Source organism: Rouxiella silvae, from assembly GCF_002093625.1.
GTDB lineage: Bacteria > Pseudomonadota > Gammaproteobacteria > Enterobacterales > Enterobacteriaceae > Rouxiella > Rouxiella silvae.
The window spans coordinates 1-15,331 of record NZ_MRWD01000046.1; the positions used below are offsets into that span (position 1 = coordinate 1).

Genomic DNA, 15,331 nt, shown 5'->3' on the forward strand with positions numbered 1-15,331 from the left:
CTAATAAAATAATAACAAGGCAGTACATTAATAGACAATAACTCATCTTAATACTGCACTTTGGTGCGTTTTTATTAAACCCTCCCCCCGACAGCAGACATGGTCAATCTTTTACTCTTCTTCCGCTTGGCTGTTGCGGTTCCTGTCACTCGTGAGCAGTGCAAAGGAAGATGAATTTATTTTATGTGCATATTGCACTTACTTTAGGGGTGTGTCATCTTATATCTGTGTATTATGCACACATATCTTATCATTTGGAGCACTATGAAGATTCAAATTATTATAGGCAGCGTTCGCTCTGGTCGCATTGGCGATCAGATTGCCAACTGGGTTGAGCAGCAACTTCGGTCACGCGGAGAGCATCAGTTTGAAATCGTCGATCTCACTGAGTGGTCGTTGCCGCTGGACGATGAGCCCGGCATTCCGGCTTACGGTGAATATCTACAGCCTCACACCCTGGCATGGAGTGAAAAAATTGCCAGCGGTGATGCCTTCGTATTTATCGTTCCGCAATACAATTGGGGTTATCCAGCCTCTTTAAAAAATGCGCTCGATCATCTTTATACAGAATGGGACAACAAGCCTGCGCTGATAGTCAGTTATGCCAACCGCGGTGGTGGCAAGGCCGCATCGCAACTTATGCAGGTGTTGCAAGGGTTACACATGCAAAACTGCAACCACAACGTTGAAATCGCTTTGTCTGAACTGACGTTGGATGAGACGCGACGTCTGGTAGACCCAACCAATTCGCTTAATGTATTTCAACCGTCGATGCAGCGGGGTATTGATAACCTTTATTCATTACTTACTCCCCAGCCGCAGGACAACCCACTCTGATTTTACCTTCCTTAAAATGGATAAAGTGACTTGAGCAGACGAGATATTCTCTCCGCTTCAGGTATTTGCAGGCGATAGCCGACCATCAGCGCGGCCAGGTAAGCCGAACAGGTAAAGGTTTCTGGGTCTTTCGCATCCAATATTTCTAACCATTTCATAATATCTGTGTCTCTCACCAAACCAGGCCAGTAGTCGTGACAGTCGATAATAAAAAAGGCGGCCAACAGCCTCAGCGGCCGAGGTGAGTCCATTTCCATTCCGCAGTAGGCCGAAGACGATAGCGCAGTTAGCACTTTTGCCAGCGTAAATGACATTACTGCGTTGATCTGAGCTTCCGATAATCCTTCGAAATTATGGCATAAAGTAGGATATGATCGAATTTCTTCAACGGTCTCTCTACGTGCAAGTTTTGCATCTTTATGCTCATAAAAAGGGGCAAGAGCAGCCTGTAACAGGTCTACATCCTTGGTGGAAGTTAAATTTAATTTATTTGATGCCTTGCGGCCAAGCAGGTTAATCCAGTGCGTTGCTATCTGTTCGACTCTTATCACATCATCAGGCTGATGAACGTCATGAGTTGACAGTAAACGCTTCACTGCAACCACCAGATGATCGCCTCCCGCTGACCAGGCATGCAAAAGTGCGGGGAAACTCTGTAATGTTTTGGCTGTCTCTTGCTGATTGACCGGCCGGTCTGTTATTTCACCCCTTTCATCACAGGTAAAAATTGAGTACTCAGTAGGGGGCTGGCGTGAGCGGATGAGCCCTTCAAAACTGCGTCTTGTCAGATAGAGTGCTCTGCCCGTAACGGGATGATAAAACAGATGATGTCGAGAAGGTTCGTCGGCCGAAGACATTAAAATATTATCACAGAGGTGCTTCATTAGCTTATCAAGCGGCGAAAGCTGATACCAAAACCCGGCCATGCCGGGATAAACAGTCATAAGCTGGTGCACAATAAATTGAAACCCCATTATCTCGGCAGTAGCCAAATTAGTAGATCGGGTCAGTATATCTATCAACATATTGACTATATCCTGACTACGACTCCGATTGTAAAGTATAACCGCAGGGAGTATTTCATTTTTATAGACGCTTAATATTGCTGTGGGAAGGAAGTCTTTTATGACTTGCGATTTTGAGTAACAGCCGTGACGGAGTTCTTTTAGTACTGAAAGCATGAGTGATGGATGTCGCATACTGTCATTGAGCGGGAGGAGGGTGCTAAATTTTTCAATCAGTTGTTCTATCCAATCAATTCTGACATCGAGGTTATTCAAGGAGGCGAGCGTGTTGAAGAAATTTGCCCCCGTTTCAGCGTTGTTGATGCTGTTGAGGTTGAAATCAATCAGCACGTCTGAAGAAAACATGTCATCACTGAGTGTTATATTTCCCTTTTTATAGCCGCTAAAATCTGCACCGCTGAAATCTACCGCCTTCATCAGTGTCAGGTTATTAATTTTAGCATTGCGGAAACTCACGTTTTTCGTGAACGAAACTTGTTCAAACAGCAGTTCTTCGGCATTTATATTGCTGAAATTGACCCTATTAAATAAATATAAATTCCGATTGGAGTCAGGTTGTGCAACAAATATAACATTTTTAAAAGTTGACCCGCTAAAGTCCGCATTTTTAACTTCCGTTGTCCATCCTGGCGTAAAAATAAGGTTTTTAAAGATACAATTTTTCATCTTGCTGGACGAAAGTTCAGACAAAATTGTAGATGGGGCAGTTACCGGCCCTGCGAGGGTGTATAGGCCATCAAACGTGCTTCCCTTCCAACATATTTTCGCCATCGCTAAGCCAAACCAATCAAGAGATTGATGGGTGGCACTAAAAGTGCAATTTTTCATCTCGCTCCCGTGCGGCGGATCCCACATATTGAAAATGGGGTTAATGAAAGTATCATCCTTAAATTTAAACGGTCGGGTAATGTCTCTACTCTCGTTAATTGAATCATCAAATATAACCCCGTCAAACGTTCTTGGACATTTAGCGAGATTTTTTTCATCACGCAAAAAACTGAGAAAATCACGATTGTTGATATATGTGGGCCCGGTATCCATTTTTTGCTTCAGGCTAGAGGGGCATTTGAAGATGTTCCTTATACCTGTTTTAACAGTGACGAAGTTACCACGTTGAGGTCTGGCAGGCGGCGGAGGCGTTGGGGGCTTTGACAAGCAGCTCTGCGACGAAGTAGGCAAAAGATCCATAATGTGTTCATTCCCTGTGAAAATTTTTATCCCTGTATGATGCTTGATCAAGCCATTAGGCCGTTAATGATTAGACAGTGATGAAGTAAGAATCAGCGTTTTATGAGAAATCAGTCTATTCACATACTTAACCGTCACAGTCCAGTCATAAAAAATACATCTATGCTCGCTAGCTTATGCAAATCACTCATTGCCGAGATGCGCAGACGTTATGAGCAATTATTCATCTCAACGTTATTTATCACTTAAAAACATTAGCAAAAGTTGGGGCAGCAAAATTGCTCTCAACGAGATTAGTTTTGACGTACAGGAAGGGGATTTTGTTGCCTTGCTCGGCCCCTCAGGCTGCGGGAAATCAACCATGCTTAGAACCCTTGCCGGACTGGAGTTTGCCGACAAAGGGACAATTCAATTGCAGCAAAAAGATGTGACTCGACTCTCGCCCTCGCAGCGCAGGCTGTCGATGGTTTTCCAGTCCTATGCGCTGTTTCCTCACCTCAATGTGCGTGAAAATTTGCTGTTTGGGCTGAAGGCGCGGGGAGAAGATAAAAGCCAGTTTGCTGCGCGCCTCGCTGAGGTTGCAAAACTGATGGAGCTTGAGACATTGCTAGACCGTTTGCCTTCGCAGCTTTCTGGCGGTCAGCAGCAGCGCGTGGCGCTGGGCCGTGCGGTTATCGCTAATAACAAGCTGTGCCTGATGGATGAACCCTTATCAAACCTTGACGCCAAGCTGCGCCAAAGCATGCGCCGTGAAATTCGCGCGCTGCAAAAAAAGCTCGGTCTGACCATGATCTATGTGACCCACGATCAAACAGAAGCCATGAGCATGGCCGACAGGATTATCTTGCTTAATGATGGCTGCATTGAGCAGCAGGACACGCCGGACAACCTCTATAACAATCCCGCCAGTATTTTTACCGCTCAGTTTATTGGCGCACCGCCAATGAATATTCTGCCGCTGACTCGTCAAGACTCGCACCACTACCTTGGCGATATGCGCACGCCGATAGTGCAAAACTATCGGGCATCGACCCTGAGCCTTGGGCTGCGAGCGGAGGATATTCAACTTTGTTCGCCGGAGAGCGCCAAGCTGACCGGTGAAGTACTGAGCTATGAATATATGGGCTCCGACACGCTGGTAGTGTGCCGATTGGCACAAACGTCGGCAACATTGACGGTAAAAATTCCCGGCATGCGCCATTTAGGTGAAGGCAGCCCCGTCGGATTGGAGTGGACGCAGGCTGCGCAATATTTCTTTTCAACGGCTAACGGTAAACGCTGTCATCACGTCGGAGAAAATGTGCTGGCAATCGACGAAAGAGTGGCCGTGTGATCGGTAATGACTTGTTTTTTATTTTTTTTCTAACTTTTTATTAAATTTATCACACAACAATATCAATATCTCAAGGGAAAACTATGTCTATTGCAATGCGTTTAACACGTGTGGCCACCGCGCTTCTATTGGTATCAACAACCTCGGTTTTTGCTGCTGACCCGATAAAACTGCAAATGTATTACCCGATTGCGGTAGGGGGGAAAATTACCCATACCGTTGACGGCCTGGTGGCAGACTTTGAGAAAATTCATCCTGAAATCAGTATTCAACCGGTTTATACCGGTGACTATGCCACCACGGTGACCAAGGCGTTGACGGCATTTCGTGGGGGCAATGCACCGCAGATGGCAGTGATTGGCGATATTGAAGCCTATTCACTGATTGACGCCGGCGCGATTGTTCCGGTAAGTGATTTGGCCAATGACCAGGCCGGTAAGGACTGGATTAACGGCTTTTATCCGGCTTTTATTCGCCACATTCAGGGCAAAGTATGGAGTATTCCCTTCCAACGCTCAACGGTGGTGCTTTACTGGAACAAACAGGCGTTTGAGAAAGCAGGCCTGAAAGCCGATGAAGCGCCTAAAAACTGGCAGGAAGTGGTCGACTTCGGGAAGAAATTGGTGATTCGCGACGGCAGCGACGTTAAGCAATGGGGTATTGAAATTCCTTCCACACCCAATGGTTACTGGAACTTCCAAGGCATTGCCGCTACCAACGGCGCACATCTGGATAACGGAAAAGGCACCGCGGTGACCTTTAACACACCGGCCACGGTTGAGGCGCTGCACTGGCTAACCAATTTGGCGCAGAAAGACGGCGTATCTCCTAAGGGCGCCATTGCCTGGGGCACCACCCCGCAAGACTTTATCGACGGAAAAACGGCAATGATGGTCACCACCACCGGCAACCTTACTACGGTGAATGACAATGCCAAGTTCCCGTTTGGCGTGGCGATGCTGCCAGAAAAAACCCAGCGCGGTAGCCCAACGGGCGGGGGCAACCTTTACGTATTCAAAAATGGCACCCCAGAGCAGCAGAAAGCCGCGCTTGAGTTTATTCGCTGGGTGTCTGCGCCTGAGCAGGCCGCCCGCTGGAGTATCGCCACCGGATATGTCGCAACCTCTCCGGCCGCGTGGGAAACTGACGCCATGAAACGTTACGTGCAGAAAGTGCCTCAGGCGCTGGTAGCACGCGAGCAGCTGAAATTTTCGCAACCCGAGCTGTCAACTTACAACAGTGTTCAGATACAAGAGTTGATGAATCACGCCATTGAAGCCGCCGTGACGCAAACCAAAACGCCAGAGCAGGCGCTGGAGTCGGCGCAGAAGCAGGCCGATCGCCTGCTGAAACCTTACCAATAATGGAATGTTGATATGAGCATGCTTCACACCGTGGCACCCGTAACGCGTAACAAAGGGTTGTCTTTGCAGCTCTATGGTTATCTGCTGGTATTACCGGCGCTGGTTTTTCTTATCATGTTTACGCATTATCCGGCGTTGGCTACGGTGTGGGAAAGCGTGTTCAGCGCGGCGAGAAGCGGACATCCAGCCCAGTTTGTCGGGCTGGAAAACTACCGTGAGCTTCTCGATGACGACACCTTTATGCTGTCATTACGCAATAATTTACTTTACGCGGTGGTCACTATTCCGCTGGCCGTCGGGCTGGCGATGATGATGGCGTTGGCGGTGAACCGCCGTCTGCGAGGTAATGCCTTGACCCGCGCAGCCTTTTTCATTCCCTCGTTGCTGCCCATGGTAGCGATTGCCAATCTTTGGCTATTTTTTTATACCCCGCAGTTGGGGCTACTCAACCAACTGCTTTCATTTTTCTCTCTCCCTGCCGTTAACTGGCTCGGCGAGCCGGGCACTGCGCTCTACAGTTTGATGGTAGTTTCAGTTTGGCGCGAGGCCGGGTTTTTTATGATTTTCTATCTTGCAGCGCTACAGCAGATTGACCCCAGACTCGCCGAAGCGGCGGAAATAGAAGGGGCCTCACGCCGTTATTTTTTCCGTAAAATTCAGTGGCCACTGCTAATGCCTACCACGCTGTTTATTTTGATCAATGCGTCGATGAATGCTTTTCGCATTGTTGATCAAGTGATTGCCATGACCAACGGGGGGCCGGACAACAGTACCAGTCTGCTACTGTTTTATATCTACCGCACGGCGTTCAGTTATTGGAATCTGCCTTACGCCTCGGCAATGACCGTGGTGTTGTTGGTGATTTTGGCCACCATTGCGCTTATCAAATTTAACCTGTTGGACAAGCGAGCACACTATCAATGAGCCTGACGATGACGGTTGCGCCTCACCGCACTTTTTCACTGGGTCGCCTGTGCCTTAATCTGAGTATCTGGCTGGCCGCGCTGCTGTGGTTTTTGCCCATTCTGGTCTCTTTCTGGGTGGCCATTCATCCCGCCTCCGAACAGGGCAGTTTTACACTGTTTGCCCCGCTGACCCTGCAAAATTTTGTTCACGCCTGGCAGGCCGCGCCGTTCGGCCGCTACTTCATCAACACCACGCTGCTGGTATTAATGATTGTTATCTGCCAGCTTATTCTTGCCACAATGGCGGCCTACGCACTGGTACGCTTTCGCCTCAAGGGCGCAGGGATTATCTTCTCGCTGATTTTATTGCAACTGATGATCAGTCCCGATGTGTTGATTCTTAACAACTACCAAACGATTGGCGCACTCGGTCTGCGCGACAGCCTGCTGGGTATTGCATTGCCTTACTTTGCTTCAGCGTTTGCCATTTTTCTGCTGCGTCAAACCTTTAAAAGTATTCCATTAGTGCTGGAGGAAGCGGCGATCGTTGAAGGCGCGAGCCGCTTTTACATCCTTCGACGTATCTATATTCCTTTAGCGAAACCGATTTATATCGCTTTTGCGCTAGTGTCTATTAGCTTTCACTGGAACGATTTCCTTTGGCCGCTGGTCATTACCGACTCAGTAAAAGTTCGCCCGCTGACCGTCGGTCTGCAACTGTTTTCTGCGCCTGAACAAGGTGTGCAGTGGGCACTGATTGGTGCCGCAACCATCATGACATCCTTGCCGCTGTTGGTGCTTTTTTTAGTGTTCCAACGACAGTTCGTGCAGTCCTTTATGCGCGCCGGCATTCGCTAAGCAGGAGTAATAACATGAGCCTTCCATTAAGCGCCGAGCAGCGCCAGGTTTTAGGCAAGGTTGGCGCGCTGTATGACGCCCCTTTGCTGCCGGAAACGCCGCATTCAAGCACCACACTGCGCTTTGGGCTGATAGCCGACCCGCAATATGCCGACGCCGAGCCTGGTGTGACGCATCCGCGTTTCTATCGCAATAGTCTGTGTAAACTCTCAAAAGCGATAGCTGAACTCAACGACCATCGCCTGGAATTTGTCGTGACGCTAGGGGATTTAATCGATCGAGACTGGAAAAGTTTTGATGCTGTGCTGCCGGTTTATGAGGCGTTACGTCATCCCCATGCCGTGGTGATAGGCAACCATGACGCACAGGTGATTACCGAGTATTTGTCCGAGCAGACGCCGGTACAGGGTTTGCCGAAAAGCTATTACCAGTTTGGCCAACCCGGCTATCGTTTTATTGTGATTGACGGTAACGACCACAGTCTTTATTGCAACGAAGGCAACGGCAACGAACGGCAAAGGGCACAGGCCACGCTAGAAAGTCTGATTGCCGAAGGTGCTATGCAGGCGCAAAGCTGGAACGGTGGAGTCGGCAGCCAGCAACTGCAGTGGTTGGAGCAAACGCTTAGTCACGCGCAGGCGCAGCAGGAAACGGTGCTGGTGTTTGGGCATTATCCGTTGGCACCAGACAATAAACACAACCTGTGGAACTGTAAGACGGTTGTTGAGCTGCTGTGCCGCTACGGCGTACGTGCCTATTTTGCCGGACACGACCACGAAGGCGGATATGCGCGTATCGGTGGCACAGACTTTATCACCCTTAAAGGCATGGTGGACGGCGCCGACCGCCTGCCTTTTGCCCTGGTTGAACTCAAAGCCGGTGAGATGACGATCAACGGCTATGGCCCTGAAATTAGCCGCGTACTGCCCGCTGCACAGGGTGAAAATGCCGTTGGTACAGCGATAAAAGCGTCGTCCACCAGCTGACAGGCAACGCCACTGACGTTTGGCGTGAGACACAGCGATACGTCGTCGGCAAACCCGCGTTCAATCAGCTCCTGCGCCGAAGAACACTGGCGCAGTTGTTCTACTGTCACCGCATGATAAATCGCTGCTGCTGCCTGTGCTTCGGGTGACGCTTTTCTGTTTTTCAGCTGTGCTATCACGCCACCGGCGGCGGTTAAATCCTCCAAAGAGGGACGTAAACTGCCGTCGGCCCACTTCTCACCACAGGGCACAATCAAAATATTTGAGAACCGCTGGCAGGCCAACGCTGTGACCTTCAAATTACGCAGGCTGGCGCTGAAGATGGCGGTTTTGCGACACGCAGATTTGGCGAGCAAAGCTTTGGCTTTAAAGGTAATGACCGAACCGTTGGGCGAGGGCAACACCAGCCGATTTTTAGCGGTGAGTCGCAGCAGCGACTGCGGGGAAAGGGTGTTTATGACGTTTTTGAAAAATATTATGGTGATACCCCGCAACGCGACTTGCGTCAGTAGCCGTTCAGTAGTACAAAATTAGTACGTGATGTTCGTCACGTTTATTAAGCGTAACCTCATAGCAACTGTGATCTAGCCTATACTTTAATGAGGGCATCAATTGGCGCTGAACGAGACTGCTTAAGCGCTTTCATTGCCCCAGATTGTTTGTTTGAAAATGATTTTTTGCATCAGGTGAAAATGGGCCGTAACGACATTCAATCAATTGCTAGGAGGAGGAGAAATAATGTCTGAATACCATTATTTGCTTCTGGGCGGAAGCCGCCATGGACAAAAACATGTCGATGAAAATCACCAGTTTTCACTGTTCTTTCGTGGAGACAACTCAGGCGACCTGGCACAGGCCAAAGCCGAGCTTTATGGCGTACAGAACGAGCGTTACAAAGTCTGCCCGGAAAAATGTTCGGATGGAAATTGGTATCTGATAGGTTACTGTGGCGCTTGCCCAGAGATACCGATTGATGAGAAAACTAACCTGTTAATTCACAAAAACATCAAACCTATGATGTAGTGTTGATATGTAATTTAATATACGTTAAATCAAACCTCGCAATTGCGGGGTTTGTTGCTTTTAATTGTAATTGCATTGATCTTTATTCTAAATCCTTATAATTAAACTCCCGACTTTCTTATTGCATGTGTAATAATTGAAAAATCCATCTCCCCTGTGTTTGTTAAATATCTACTGGCTGCATCTTAATTTTAATTAAAAGATGATCACCCCGAGGGTCTTTTTTAATTAATCTTTGGTGTTGAGTTAAATTAATTAAATGAATAAATCCTGACGGCGATGCTAAGAGAACAAGCTCTGCACTTGAACAAGGACGTGTGCATAATGATGAGCGTAGGAATGTCATTAGGCATCAAGAAATTATAAAATTAACTATTTGACTTTATAAAGCATCACAAGCTTATAACCTGGTTGTAGGCTAATTAATTTTAGTTAAATAAAACCCCAGTATATATTTATTATTTAAAAGGTAATAAGTGAAAATATTTATAATAAGCCTATTAGGTCAATATGAAAGAAGACGGCAAATACTCGAGCAATGTCATCAGCTTAAGTTAGATGTCGAAATATTTGACGCTGTTGACGGTGCTTCATTACATCAAACCTCCCTAGTGCAACAGGCAGTTAATTTCCCTGAATGTATGTTAACAGTAGGTGAGGTGGGCTGCGCGCTAAGCCATAGAGCCGTTTATCAGCGAATGATAGACGAAGACTTGCCCTTTGCCCTCATCCTGGAAGACGACGCGCGTATTGATAGCCGACTTGAGAAGGTGCTTAATCAAATAGAATTAAACACTGAGTCTACTGATGAAAATATTTATTTATTAACACCACCAGAATCTTATTATAAAAATAAAAAAACGGTATTGGGAGGAACTGTTGAATTTTATCAGGTCAGTGAAGCAAGTTGTGCGATGGGGTATGTCGTCAGCCAAGGCGCCGCAAGAACCTTAATCAGCGCCAATACGCCGGTGAGATGGGAGTCGGACCACTGGACACTTTTCAAAATGATTTATGGCATCAATCTTTTCTGTCAAATCCCACACATCGTTAACAACGGAGACAAAAATTCCGTAACGTCTACGATTGAGCAAGACCGCGATGGGAATAGGTCTAAAAGAGGCGCTTATCGGCATGCTGAACAGAGAAAAATACGCTTCTATCAATTTAAAAGGTTGAAGAAGGTGTTAATGAACAAAGTGAATACCAAAACCAACTACTCGCCGTTTTAGGCGGCATTGGAATATGTTAGTCGAAAAGGGGCTAGAAAGCGTTTCATTGCCGGTTGCGGCTGTAGAATATACGATATATTCTTTAAGGCTATTTCTTAACCTGGCATCTATCCATGCACCTAGATTCGGCGCTGCTCGACGTTAAAAACCTCGCTATCCAAACGGCCAGCGGCCAGCCGTTGGTTGATGATATTTCCTTTCAGGTCAATCGCGGCGAAATGGTGGCGTTGGTGGGGGAGTCCGGCTCTGGCAAAACGCTTAGTTCTCTCGCTTTAATAGGGTTGTTGCCCAGTGGTGTGAGCATGACTGGCGGCATTATTAGCCTGAATAATCAGGTTATTTCCAGCCCTTTAACGGATTTTGATGCTTCTACGCGCGGCAGGCAGCTGGCGATGATTTTTCAGGAACCGATGACCAGCATGAATCCGGTGCTTAAAGTGGGTGAGCAAATTGCCGAAGTGTTGGTGAGGCATCACCGAATTAGCTGGAAACAGGCGCACAAAGAAGCCGTTGAGCTGCTCGACCGCGTAGGAATTATCGAACCGCAGCGCCGCGCCAAGCAGTATATTCACCAACTCTCCGGCGGCATGCGTCAAAGAGTGATGATCGCTAGCGCCATCTGCTGTAAGCCGTCGCTTTTGATTGCCGATGAACCCACTACCGCGCTGGATGTCACTATTCAGGCGCAGATCCTTGCGCTACTGCGGGAGTTGCAAAAAGAGATGGCATTGGGCGTGCTGCTCATTACCCATGACCTCAGTCTGGTCGCGCGCTATGCCGACCGTGCCTGCGTTATGCATCGGGGAAAGATTGTTGAGCAGGGCGGCGTTCAACAGCTGTTGAACGCACCCCAAGAGCTGTACACGCGCAAGCTCATCGCCGCATCGCAGCCTGAGCCGCGAACGGTGGTTCAGTCTATCAGCGTGGATTCGCCGCTGGTGCGCCTGCGTGAGCTTAGTAAGAGTTACGCACAAACTCAGCGTTTGCCGTTTATTCCCGCTAAACGCCAAACCGTGCTGTATCCGACTACGCTGGATATTCGACGTGGGGAGATCTTGGGACTTATCGGTGAATCTGGCTCGGGTAAAACCACGCTTGGGCGAGCCATTATCGGTCTGATTGAAACCGACAGCGGCGATATTGAATTTGACGGCGTTTCACTAACGCAGGCAGATCACTCCACTCGACGCAAGATGCGCAGCCGGGCACAGATCATTTTTCAGGACCCTTACGCCAGCCTGAATCCAAAAATTACCATCGGTGAACAACTAGCGGAGCCACTGCGCGTTTATAAACTGCGCCAACCCACACTTATTGCCGATCGCGTTGAAGAATTGCTGAAACTGGTAGGTTTAGAGGCGCATCACGCCAGCCGCTTACCCCGTGCATTTTCCGGTGGTCAGCGTCAGCGAATCGCCATTGCCAGGGCGTTGGCCCTTGAGCCTGAGCTGCTGGTGGCCGATGAGGCTGTCTCTGCACTGGACTTATCGGTGCGTGGACAAGTTTTGGCGCTGCTTGACCAACTGCGTCAACGGCTTGGACTCACCGTGCTGTTTATTAGTCATGACCTCGCGGCGGTCAGACAGGTGTGTGATCGCGTCGTGGTGCTTTATCATGGAAAAGTGGTCGAGAGTGGCTTAACAGAGCAGGTATTGGTGGCCCCGAAACACGCTTACACGCAGCAATTGCTTGCCGCCGCCCCCAGCCTCACTGAGGCGCTGAGATTGCGTAATGTTAGTTAACGCCCTGTGAGTATTGGCAGTTCACTATGCTCGGCCCATTCGTGCCAGGAACCCACATAAATAGCCAGATTTTCGTAGCCTGCTACCTTCAGAGCCGCATAAACCGTGGCCGCGCGCGCGCCACGATGGCAGTAAATAATCAGCCGTCTTTGTGGGGAAAGCCCGACCAGTCCTGCAAGCTGACGCAAGCTGGCGGCATCGATGATCGCGCCGTTTTGCAGCACATCTTCCCAAAAAAGTAAAACAGCACCTGGAATACGGCCCGCCCGTGGACAGCAGTCGTGGGCAAATTCGCCGTAAAATTCACTCGGACGCCGTGCATCGATCAGCGTCGCCCCCTTGGCCTGCGCATTGATGACTTCATCGCGCGTGGCTACCAGCAGTCCATCGCCCTTTTTGCGACAAGCAACGTCGGTGAAGTCGAGATCAACGGTTGCGCTATAGCCGTTGCCAGGCAGCAATTCTCCTCCCGCCGAGAGCCAGGCGTCCAGCCCGCCGTTAAGAATATAGACCTCTTGTATTCTGGCAAATTGTGCAAACCAAGCACCGCGCGGAGAACGCATTCCGACCTGTTGTTCAAAAAATACCGGCGTGACGCCGTCACTTAATTTTAGCTGCTGCCAGGCGTGTTGAAAGGCATTGGCCATTTGCTGAATACCGAACTCTGTACTGTCGGGAATAAAATAGTCGTAAACGTTAAGGTGATAAGCCCCCGGCAATGTGCGCTGCTGCCACAGTGCCTTATCGCGTACGTCAACGGTGATAAATTTCTCACCGGCTTTCATTCGAGCAAGCAGGTCAGCGGCTTCAATCAGCATGGTTTATCCTGGTCAATAGTAGGAGGCTGGAAAAAGAGACAGCGGCGTGCCTGCATTGCACTCTGTCGCACATTTCAGCATGCGTGCTGCCAGAGCCACGTCAAAAACGTTAAGGCCAAACGAAGAAAAATAAACGCTGTCATCGGTGGCGGGTCGCCAGCCATCAAGCAGTAGGTTACCGAGATCGGCGTCAACGTGATTGGTGCTAAACTGTCCGGCTCGATACATTTGAAACAGGCTTTTGGCGCTGGTTTCGCAAAAATCACCCCACAGGTCGACTACCACGCGGGTACAGCGGTCAATAGCGGCAAAACTCACTTCGTGATAACCCACTTGAATCAATATTCTGCCGGGTCGAATGGCATCGGCATCTATTAAAGGCTGGGCCGCGCTAGTGCAGGTGAGGATTGCATCATTCTCAAGCGCCAGCGCCTGCTGTAAATCTGTATACTCATGTACCGGCCAAGGTAAATTTGCCGTTGTGTTATTGATTGATGGCTGCGGCCGTCGGTGCCACCAGTTCACGCCATCAAGATCCGGGAACAGTTGACCGAGCATGTCAAGGTGAGCCATAGCCTGAACTCCGGCACCCAACAGCAGCACGCGGCGTACTTTTCGCGGTGCGGCATAGCGCAGAGCAATGGCTGACACGGCGGCTGTACGGCTTGCGGTTAAGGTGCTGCTTTCAACTAATCCCAGAGGCAGACCGTTGTCCGCACGGTTGATCAACGTTAACGGCATTGACTGCGGTAAACCATCGTCTGCGTCGGGACGATGCGCGGTCCACTTGACCCCCACGGCGTTGAAACGTCCGCCAACTTTGGCCGGCAGCGCGTAAGTTTTACCGCGATCGCCCAGCAGCGTAACGTAAGTTTCAGCGGGCATTTCAGTCTCACTGCGTCGCATCAACGTGACAACGTCACAGATATCATCAAAGGCCTGTTGAGCGTCTGCACCGCCCAGCTCCGCCACGTCCTGCTGGCTCAAGTAGCGAAATCCGCCGTTCATATCAGTGCTCCAGCAGTGTTTTAGCAAACGGGTAAAGCGCCGGAGAACCGCCGCAGTGCACGAAAATTACCCGCGCACCGGCCTGAATTTTCCCTTGTTCCACCAGACTGATTAAGCCGTGCATTGCCTTGCCGGTGTAAATCGGGTCCAACAGTACGCCTTCGGCCTGCGCAACCCGATAAATTGCCTCAATGCCACCGGGAGAAGGCACGCCGTAGGCGGTGCCAACAAAACCGTCCTCAATCCAGATATCCTCCGCGGCCCACTGCTGCGGCCACTCCAACAGGTCGGCACAGTCCTGCGCCATTGTTGAAATTTTATCCTGAAACCACGCAGCTTTGGCGCTCACGCTAATGCCCACAATTTGTGTCTCGGGCCAGTATTGGCGAGCGCCAACGTAGAGTCCGGCCAACGTACCGCCCGAGCCGGTTGGCGCAACAATCACCTGAGGCGGTTGCTGGTTGCGCGATTTCAATTGAGCGTCCATCTCCTCAATGGCGCGAACGTAGCCTAATGCTCCCAGCGGTGTAGCACCGCCAAGCGGAATAATCAGCGCCTTTTCTCCACGCGCTTCGGCCGTTGCCGCATGGGCGTTCATCGCGCCTTCTATTTGGGTAAAATAACCTTCGGGATCGAGGAATTCGAGTTCGGCACCGAAAAGTTTGTCGAGCAGAAGATTGCCCTGATATACCTCAGGCTGGTTGCCGCGCAGTACCAGTATCGGCTTCATGCCGAACTTGCGTGCCGCCGCTGCTACCATTCGCGCATGATTGGACTGGTGGCCGCCGGTGGTTATTACCACCTTGACCTGTTTGTTACAGGCATCAGCCATTAGATATTCGAGCTTACGCACTTTGTTGCCGCCGCCGCCGAATCCGGTGTAGTCATCGCGTTTGATATCGAGTTCGATACCCAGCGCTGCACCGAGATTGCTGAGACGCTCAAGCGGCGTAGGGAAAAAGCCAAGTTCAACGCGTTCAAAATCATTGGATTGTTTCATCATTGAGTCCCT

The 15,331-nt window shown here is 49.6% G+C and carries 14 protein-coding genes; 9 read left to right on the forward strand and 5 right to left on the reverse strand.

The genetic code is table 11. The annotated features are described in order from the left end of the window. Nucleotides 1-264 precede the first annotated feature (264 nt). Nucleotides 265-837: an NADPH-dependent FMN reductase gene (locus BS639_RS17545; RefSeq protein ID WP_084983801.1), complete on the forward strand. Its 573-nt coding sequence runs from the start codon at nucleotides 265-267 to the stop codon at nucleotides 835-837. Between the two features lie 11 nt (nucleotides 838-848). On the opposite strand, the gene BS639_RS17550 is transcribed toward BS639_RS17545, so the two are convergent. After that, nucleotides 849-3,050 (reverse strand): pentapeptide repeat-containing protein, encoded by a 2,202-nt coding sequence (locus BS639_RS17550; protein WP_139804133.1) that lies wholly within the window; start codon nucleotides 3,048-3,050, stop codon nucleotides 849-851. A 211-nt stretch (nucleotides 3,051-3,261) separates the two neighbouring features. Here BS639_RS17550 and BS639_RS17555 point away from each other — a divergent pair, with 211 nt between their 5' ends. The 5 genes from BS639_RS17555 to BS639_RS17575 all read left to right on the forward strand — a co-directional run bounded on the left by BS639_RS17555 (nucleotide 3,262) and on the right by BS639_RS17575 (nucleotide 8,496). Further along, nucleotides 3,262-4,383, forward strand: coding sequence for an ABC transporter ATP-binding protein (locus BS639_RS17555; protein ID WP_084983803.1), 1,122 nt, complete (start codon nucleotides 3,262-3,264; stop codon nucleotides 4,381-4,383). 83 nt (nucleotides 4,384-4,466) lie between these two features. Beyond that, complete coding sequence (locus BS639_RS17560) at nucleotides 4,467-5,747, forward strand: ABC transporter substrate-binding protein (RefSeq protein ID WP_084983804.1); 1,281 nt, start codon at nucleotides 4,467-4,469, stop codon at nucleotides 5,745-5,747. A 12-nt stretch (nucleotides 5,748-5,759) separates the two neighbouring features. After that, nucleotides 5,760-6,671 (forward strand): carbohydrate ABC transporter permease, encoded by a 912-nt coding sequence (locus BS639_RS17565; RefSeq protein ID WP_084983805.1) that lies wholly within the window; start codon nucleotides 5,760-5,762, stop codon nucleotides 6,669-6,671. Then, entirely contained in the window at nucleotides 6,668-7,510 is an 843-nt protein-coding gene (locus tag BS639_RS17570; RefSeq protein ID WP_228779591.1) for a carbohydrate ABC transporter permease, read from the forward strand. Before BS639_RS17565 ends, BS639_RS17570 begins: the two co-directional genes overlap by 4 nt. Nucleotides 7,511-7,524: 14 nt before the next feature. Further along, on the forward strand, nucleotides 7,525-8,496 hold the full coding sequence (locus BS639_RS17575; RefSeq protein WP_055771846.1) for a metallophosphoesterase: 972 nt from the start codon (nucleotides 7,525-7,527) through the stop codon (nucleotides 8,494-8,496). Here the strand turns inward: BS639_RS17575 and BS639_RS17580 are convergent. Next, a complete protein-coding gene (locus BS639_RS17580; RefSeq protein WP_072156382.1) occupies nucleotides 8,409-8,990 on the reverse strand; it encodes a 2-phosphosulfolactate phosphatase in 582 nt (193 codons plus the stop codon). The two genes, BS639_RS17575 and BS639_RS17580, sit on opposite strands and share 88 nt — an antisense overlap. Nucleotides 8,991-9,234: 244 nt before the next feature. On the opposite strand from BS639_RS17580, the gene BS639_RS17585 reads away from it, so the two are divergent. The 3 genes from BS639_RS17585 (at nucleotide 9,235) to BS639_RS17595 (ending at nucleotide 12,493) form a co-directional block, all read left to right on the forward strand. Beyond that, nucleotides 9,235-9,519, forward strand: coding sequence for a hypothetical protein (locus BS639_RS17585; protein WP_055771852.1), 285 nt, complete (start codon nucleotides 9,235-9,237; stop codon nucleotides 9,517-9,519). A 476-nt stretch (nucleotides 9,520-9,995) separates the two neighbouring features. Then, a complete protein-coding gene (locus tag BS639_RS17590; protein WP_055771855.1) occupies nucleotides 9,996-10,751 on the forward strand; it encodes a glycosyltransferase family 25 protein in 756 nt (251 codons plus the stop codon). 113 nt (nucleotides 10,752-10,864) lie between these two features. Beyond that, nucleotides 10,865-12,493 carry a dipeptide ABC transporter ATP-binding protein gene (locus BS639_RS17595; RefSeq protein ID WP_084983806.1) on the forward strand — a complete coding sequence of 543 codons (1,629 nt, stop codon included), beginning with the start codon at nucleotides 10,865-10,867 and terminating at the stop codon, nucleotides 12,491-12,493. Here BS639_RS17595 and BS639_RS17600 read toward each other — a convergent pair. Genes BS639_RS17600 through BS639_RS17610 form a run of 3 tightly spaced genes read right to left on the reverse strand, consistent with a single transcriptional unit; the run spans nucleotide 12,490 to nucleotide 15,319 of the window. Then, nucleotides 12,490-13,311, reverse strand: coding sequence for a sulfurtransferase (locus tag BS639_RS17600; protein ID WP_084983807.1), 822 nt, complete (start codon nucleotides 13,309-13,311; stop codon nucleotides 12,490-12,492). The two genes, BS639_RS17595 and BS639_RS17600, sit on opposite strands and share 4 nt — an antisense overlap. A gap of 12 nt (nucleotides 13,312-13,323) precedes the next feature. Beyond that, on the reverse strand, nucleotides 13,324-14,319 hold the full coding sequence (locus BS639_RS17605; protein ID WP_084983808.1) for an ornithine cyclodeaminase family protein: 996 nt from the start codon (nucleotides 14,317-14,319) through the stop codon (nucleotides 13,324-13,326). Between the two features lies 1 nt (nucleotide 14,320). Beyond that, nucleotides 14,321-15,319 (reverse strand): 1-aminocyclopropane-1-carboxylate deaminase/D-cysteine desulfhydrase, encoded by a 999-nt coding sequence (locus tag BS639_RS17610; protein WP_084983809.1) that lies wholly within the window; start codon nucleotides 15,317-15,319, stop codon nucleotides 14,321-14,323. Between the last annotated feature and the right edge of the window lie 12 nt (nucleotides 15,320-15,331).

Excerpts from the sequence above, each read along its gene's own strand:
- BS639_RS17605 (WP_084983808.1), bottom strand. The coding sequence starts at position 14,319 with ATGAACGGCGGATTTCGCTACTTGAGCCAGCAGGACGTGGCGGAGCTG.
- BS639_RS17575 (WP_055771846.1), top strand. The coding sequence starts at position 7,525 with ATGAGCCTTCCATTAAGCGCCGAGCAGCGCCAGGTTTTAGGCAAGGTT.
- BS639_RS17550 (WP_139804133.1), bottom strand. The coding sequence starts at position 3,050 with ATGGATCTTTTGCCTACTTCGTCGCAGAGCTGCTTGTCAAAGCCCCCA.
- BS639_RS17600 (WP_084983807.1), bottom strand. The coding sequence starts at position 13,311 with ATGCTGATTGAAGCCGCTGACCTGCTTGCTCGAATGAAAGCCGGTGAG.
- BS639_RS17555 (WP_084983803.1), top strand. The coding sequence starts at position 3,262 with ATGAGCAATTATTCATCTCAACGTTATTTATCACTTAAAAACATTAGC.
- BS639_RS17610 (WP_084983809.1), bottom strand. The coding sequence starts at position 15,319 with ATGAAACAATCCAATGATTTTGAACGCGTTGAACTTGGCTTTTTCCCT.
- BS639_RS17585 (WP_055771852.1), top strand. The coding sequence starts at position 9,235 with ATGTCTGAATACCATTATTTGCTTCTGGGCGGAAGCCGCCATGGACAA.
- BS639_RS17595 (WP_084983806.1), top strand. The coding sequence starts at position 10,865 with ATGCACCTAGATTCGGCGCTGCTCGACGTTAAAAACCTCGCTATCCAA.
- BS639_RS17565 (WP_084983805.1), top strand. The coding sequence starts at position 5,760 with ATGAGCATGCTTCACACCGTGGCACCCGTAACGCGTAACAAAGGGTTG.
- BS639_RS17545 (WP_084983801.1), top strand. The coding sequence starts at position 265 with ATGAAGATTCAAATTATTATAGGCAGCGTTCGCTCTGGTCGCATTGGC.
- BS639_RS17570 (WP_228779591.1), top strand. The coding sequence starts at position 6,668 with ATGAGCCTGACGATGACGGTTGCGCCTCACCGCACTTTTTCACTGGGT.
- BS639_RS17560 (WP_084983804.1), top strand. The coding sequence starts at position 4,467 with ATGTCTATTGCAATGCGTTTAACACGTGTGGCCACCGCGCTTCTATTG.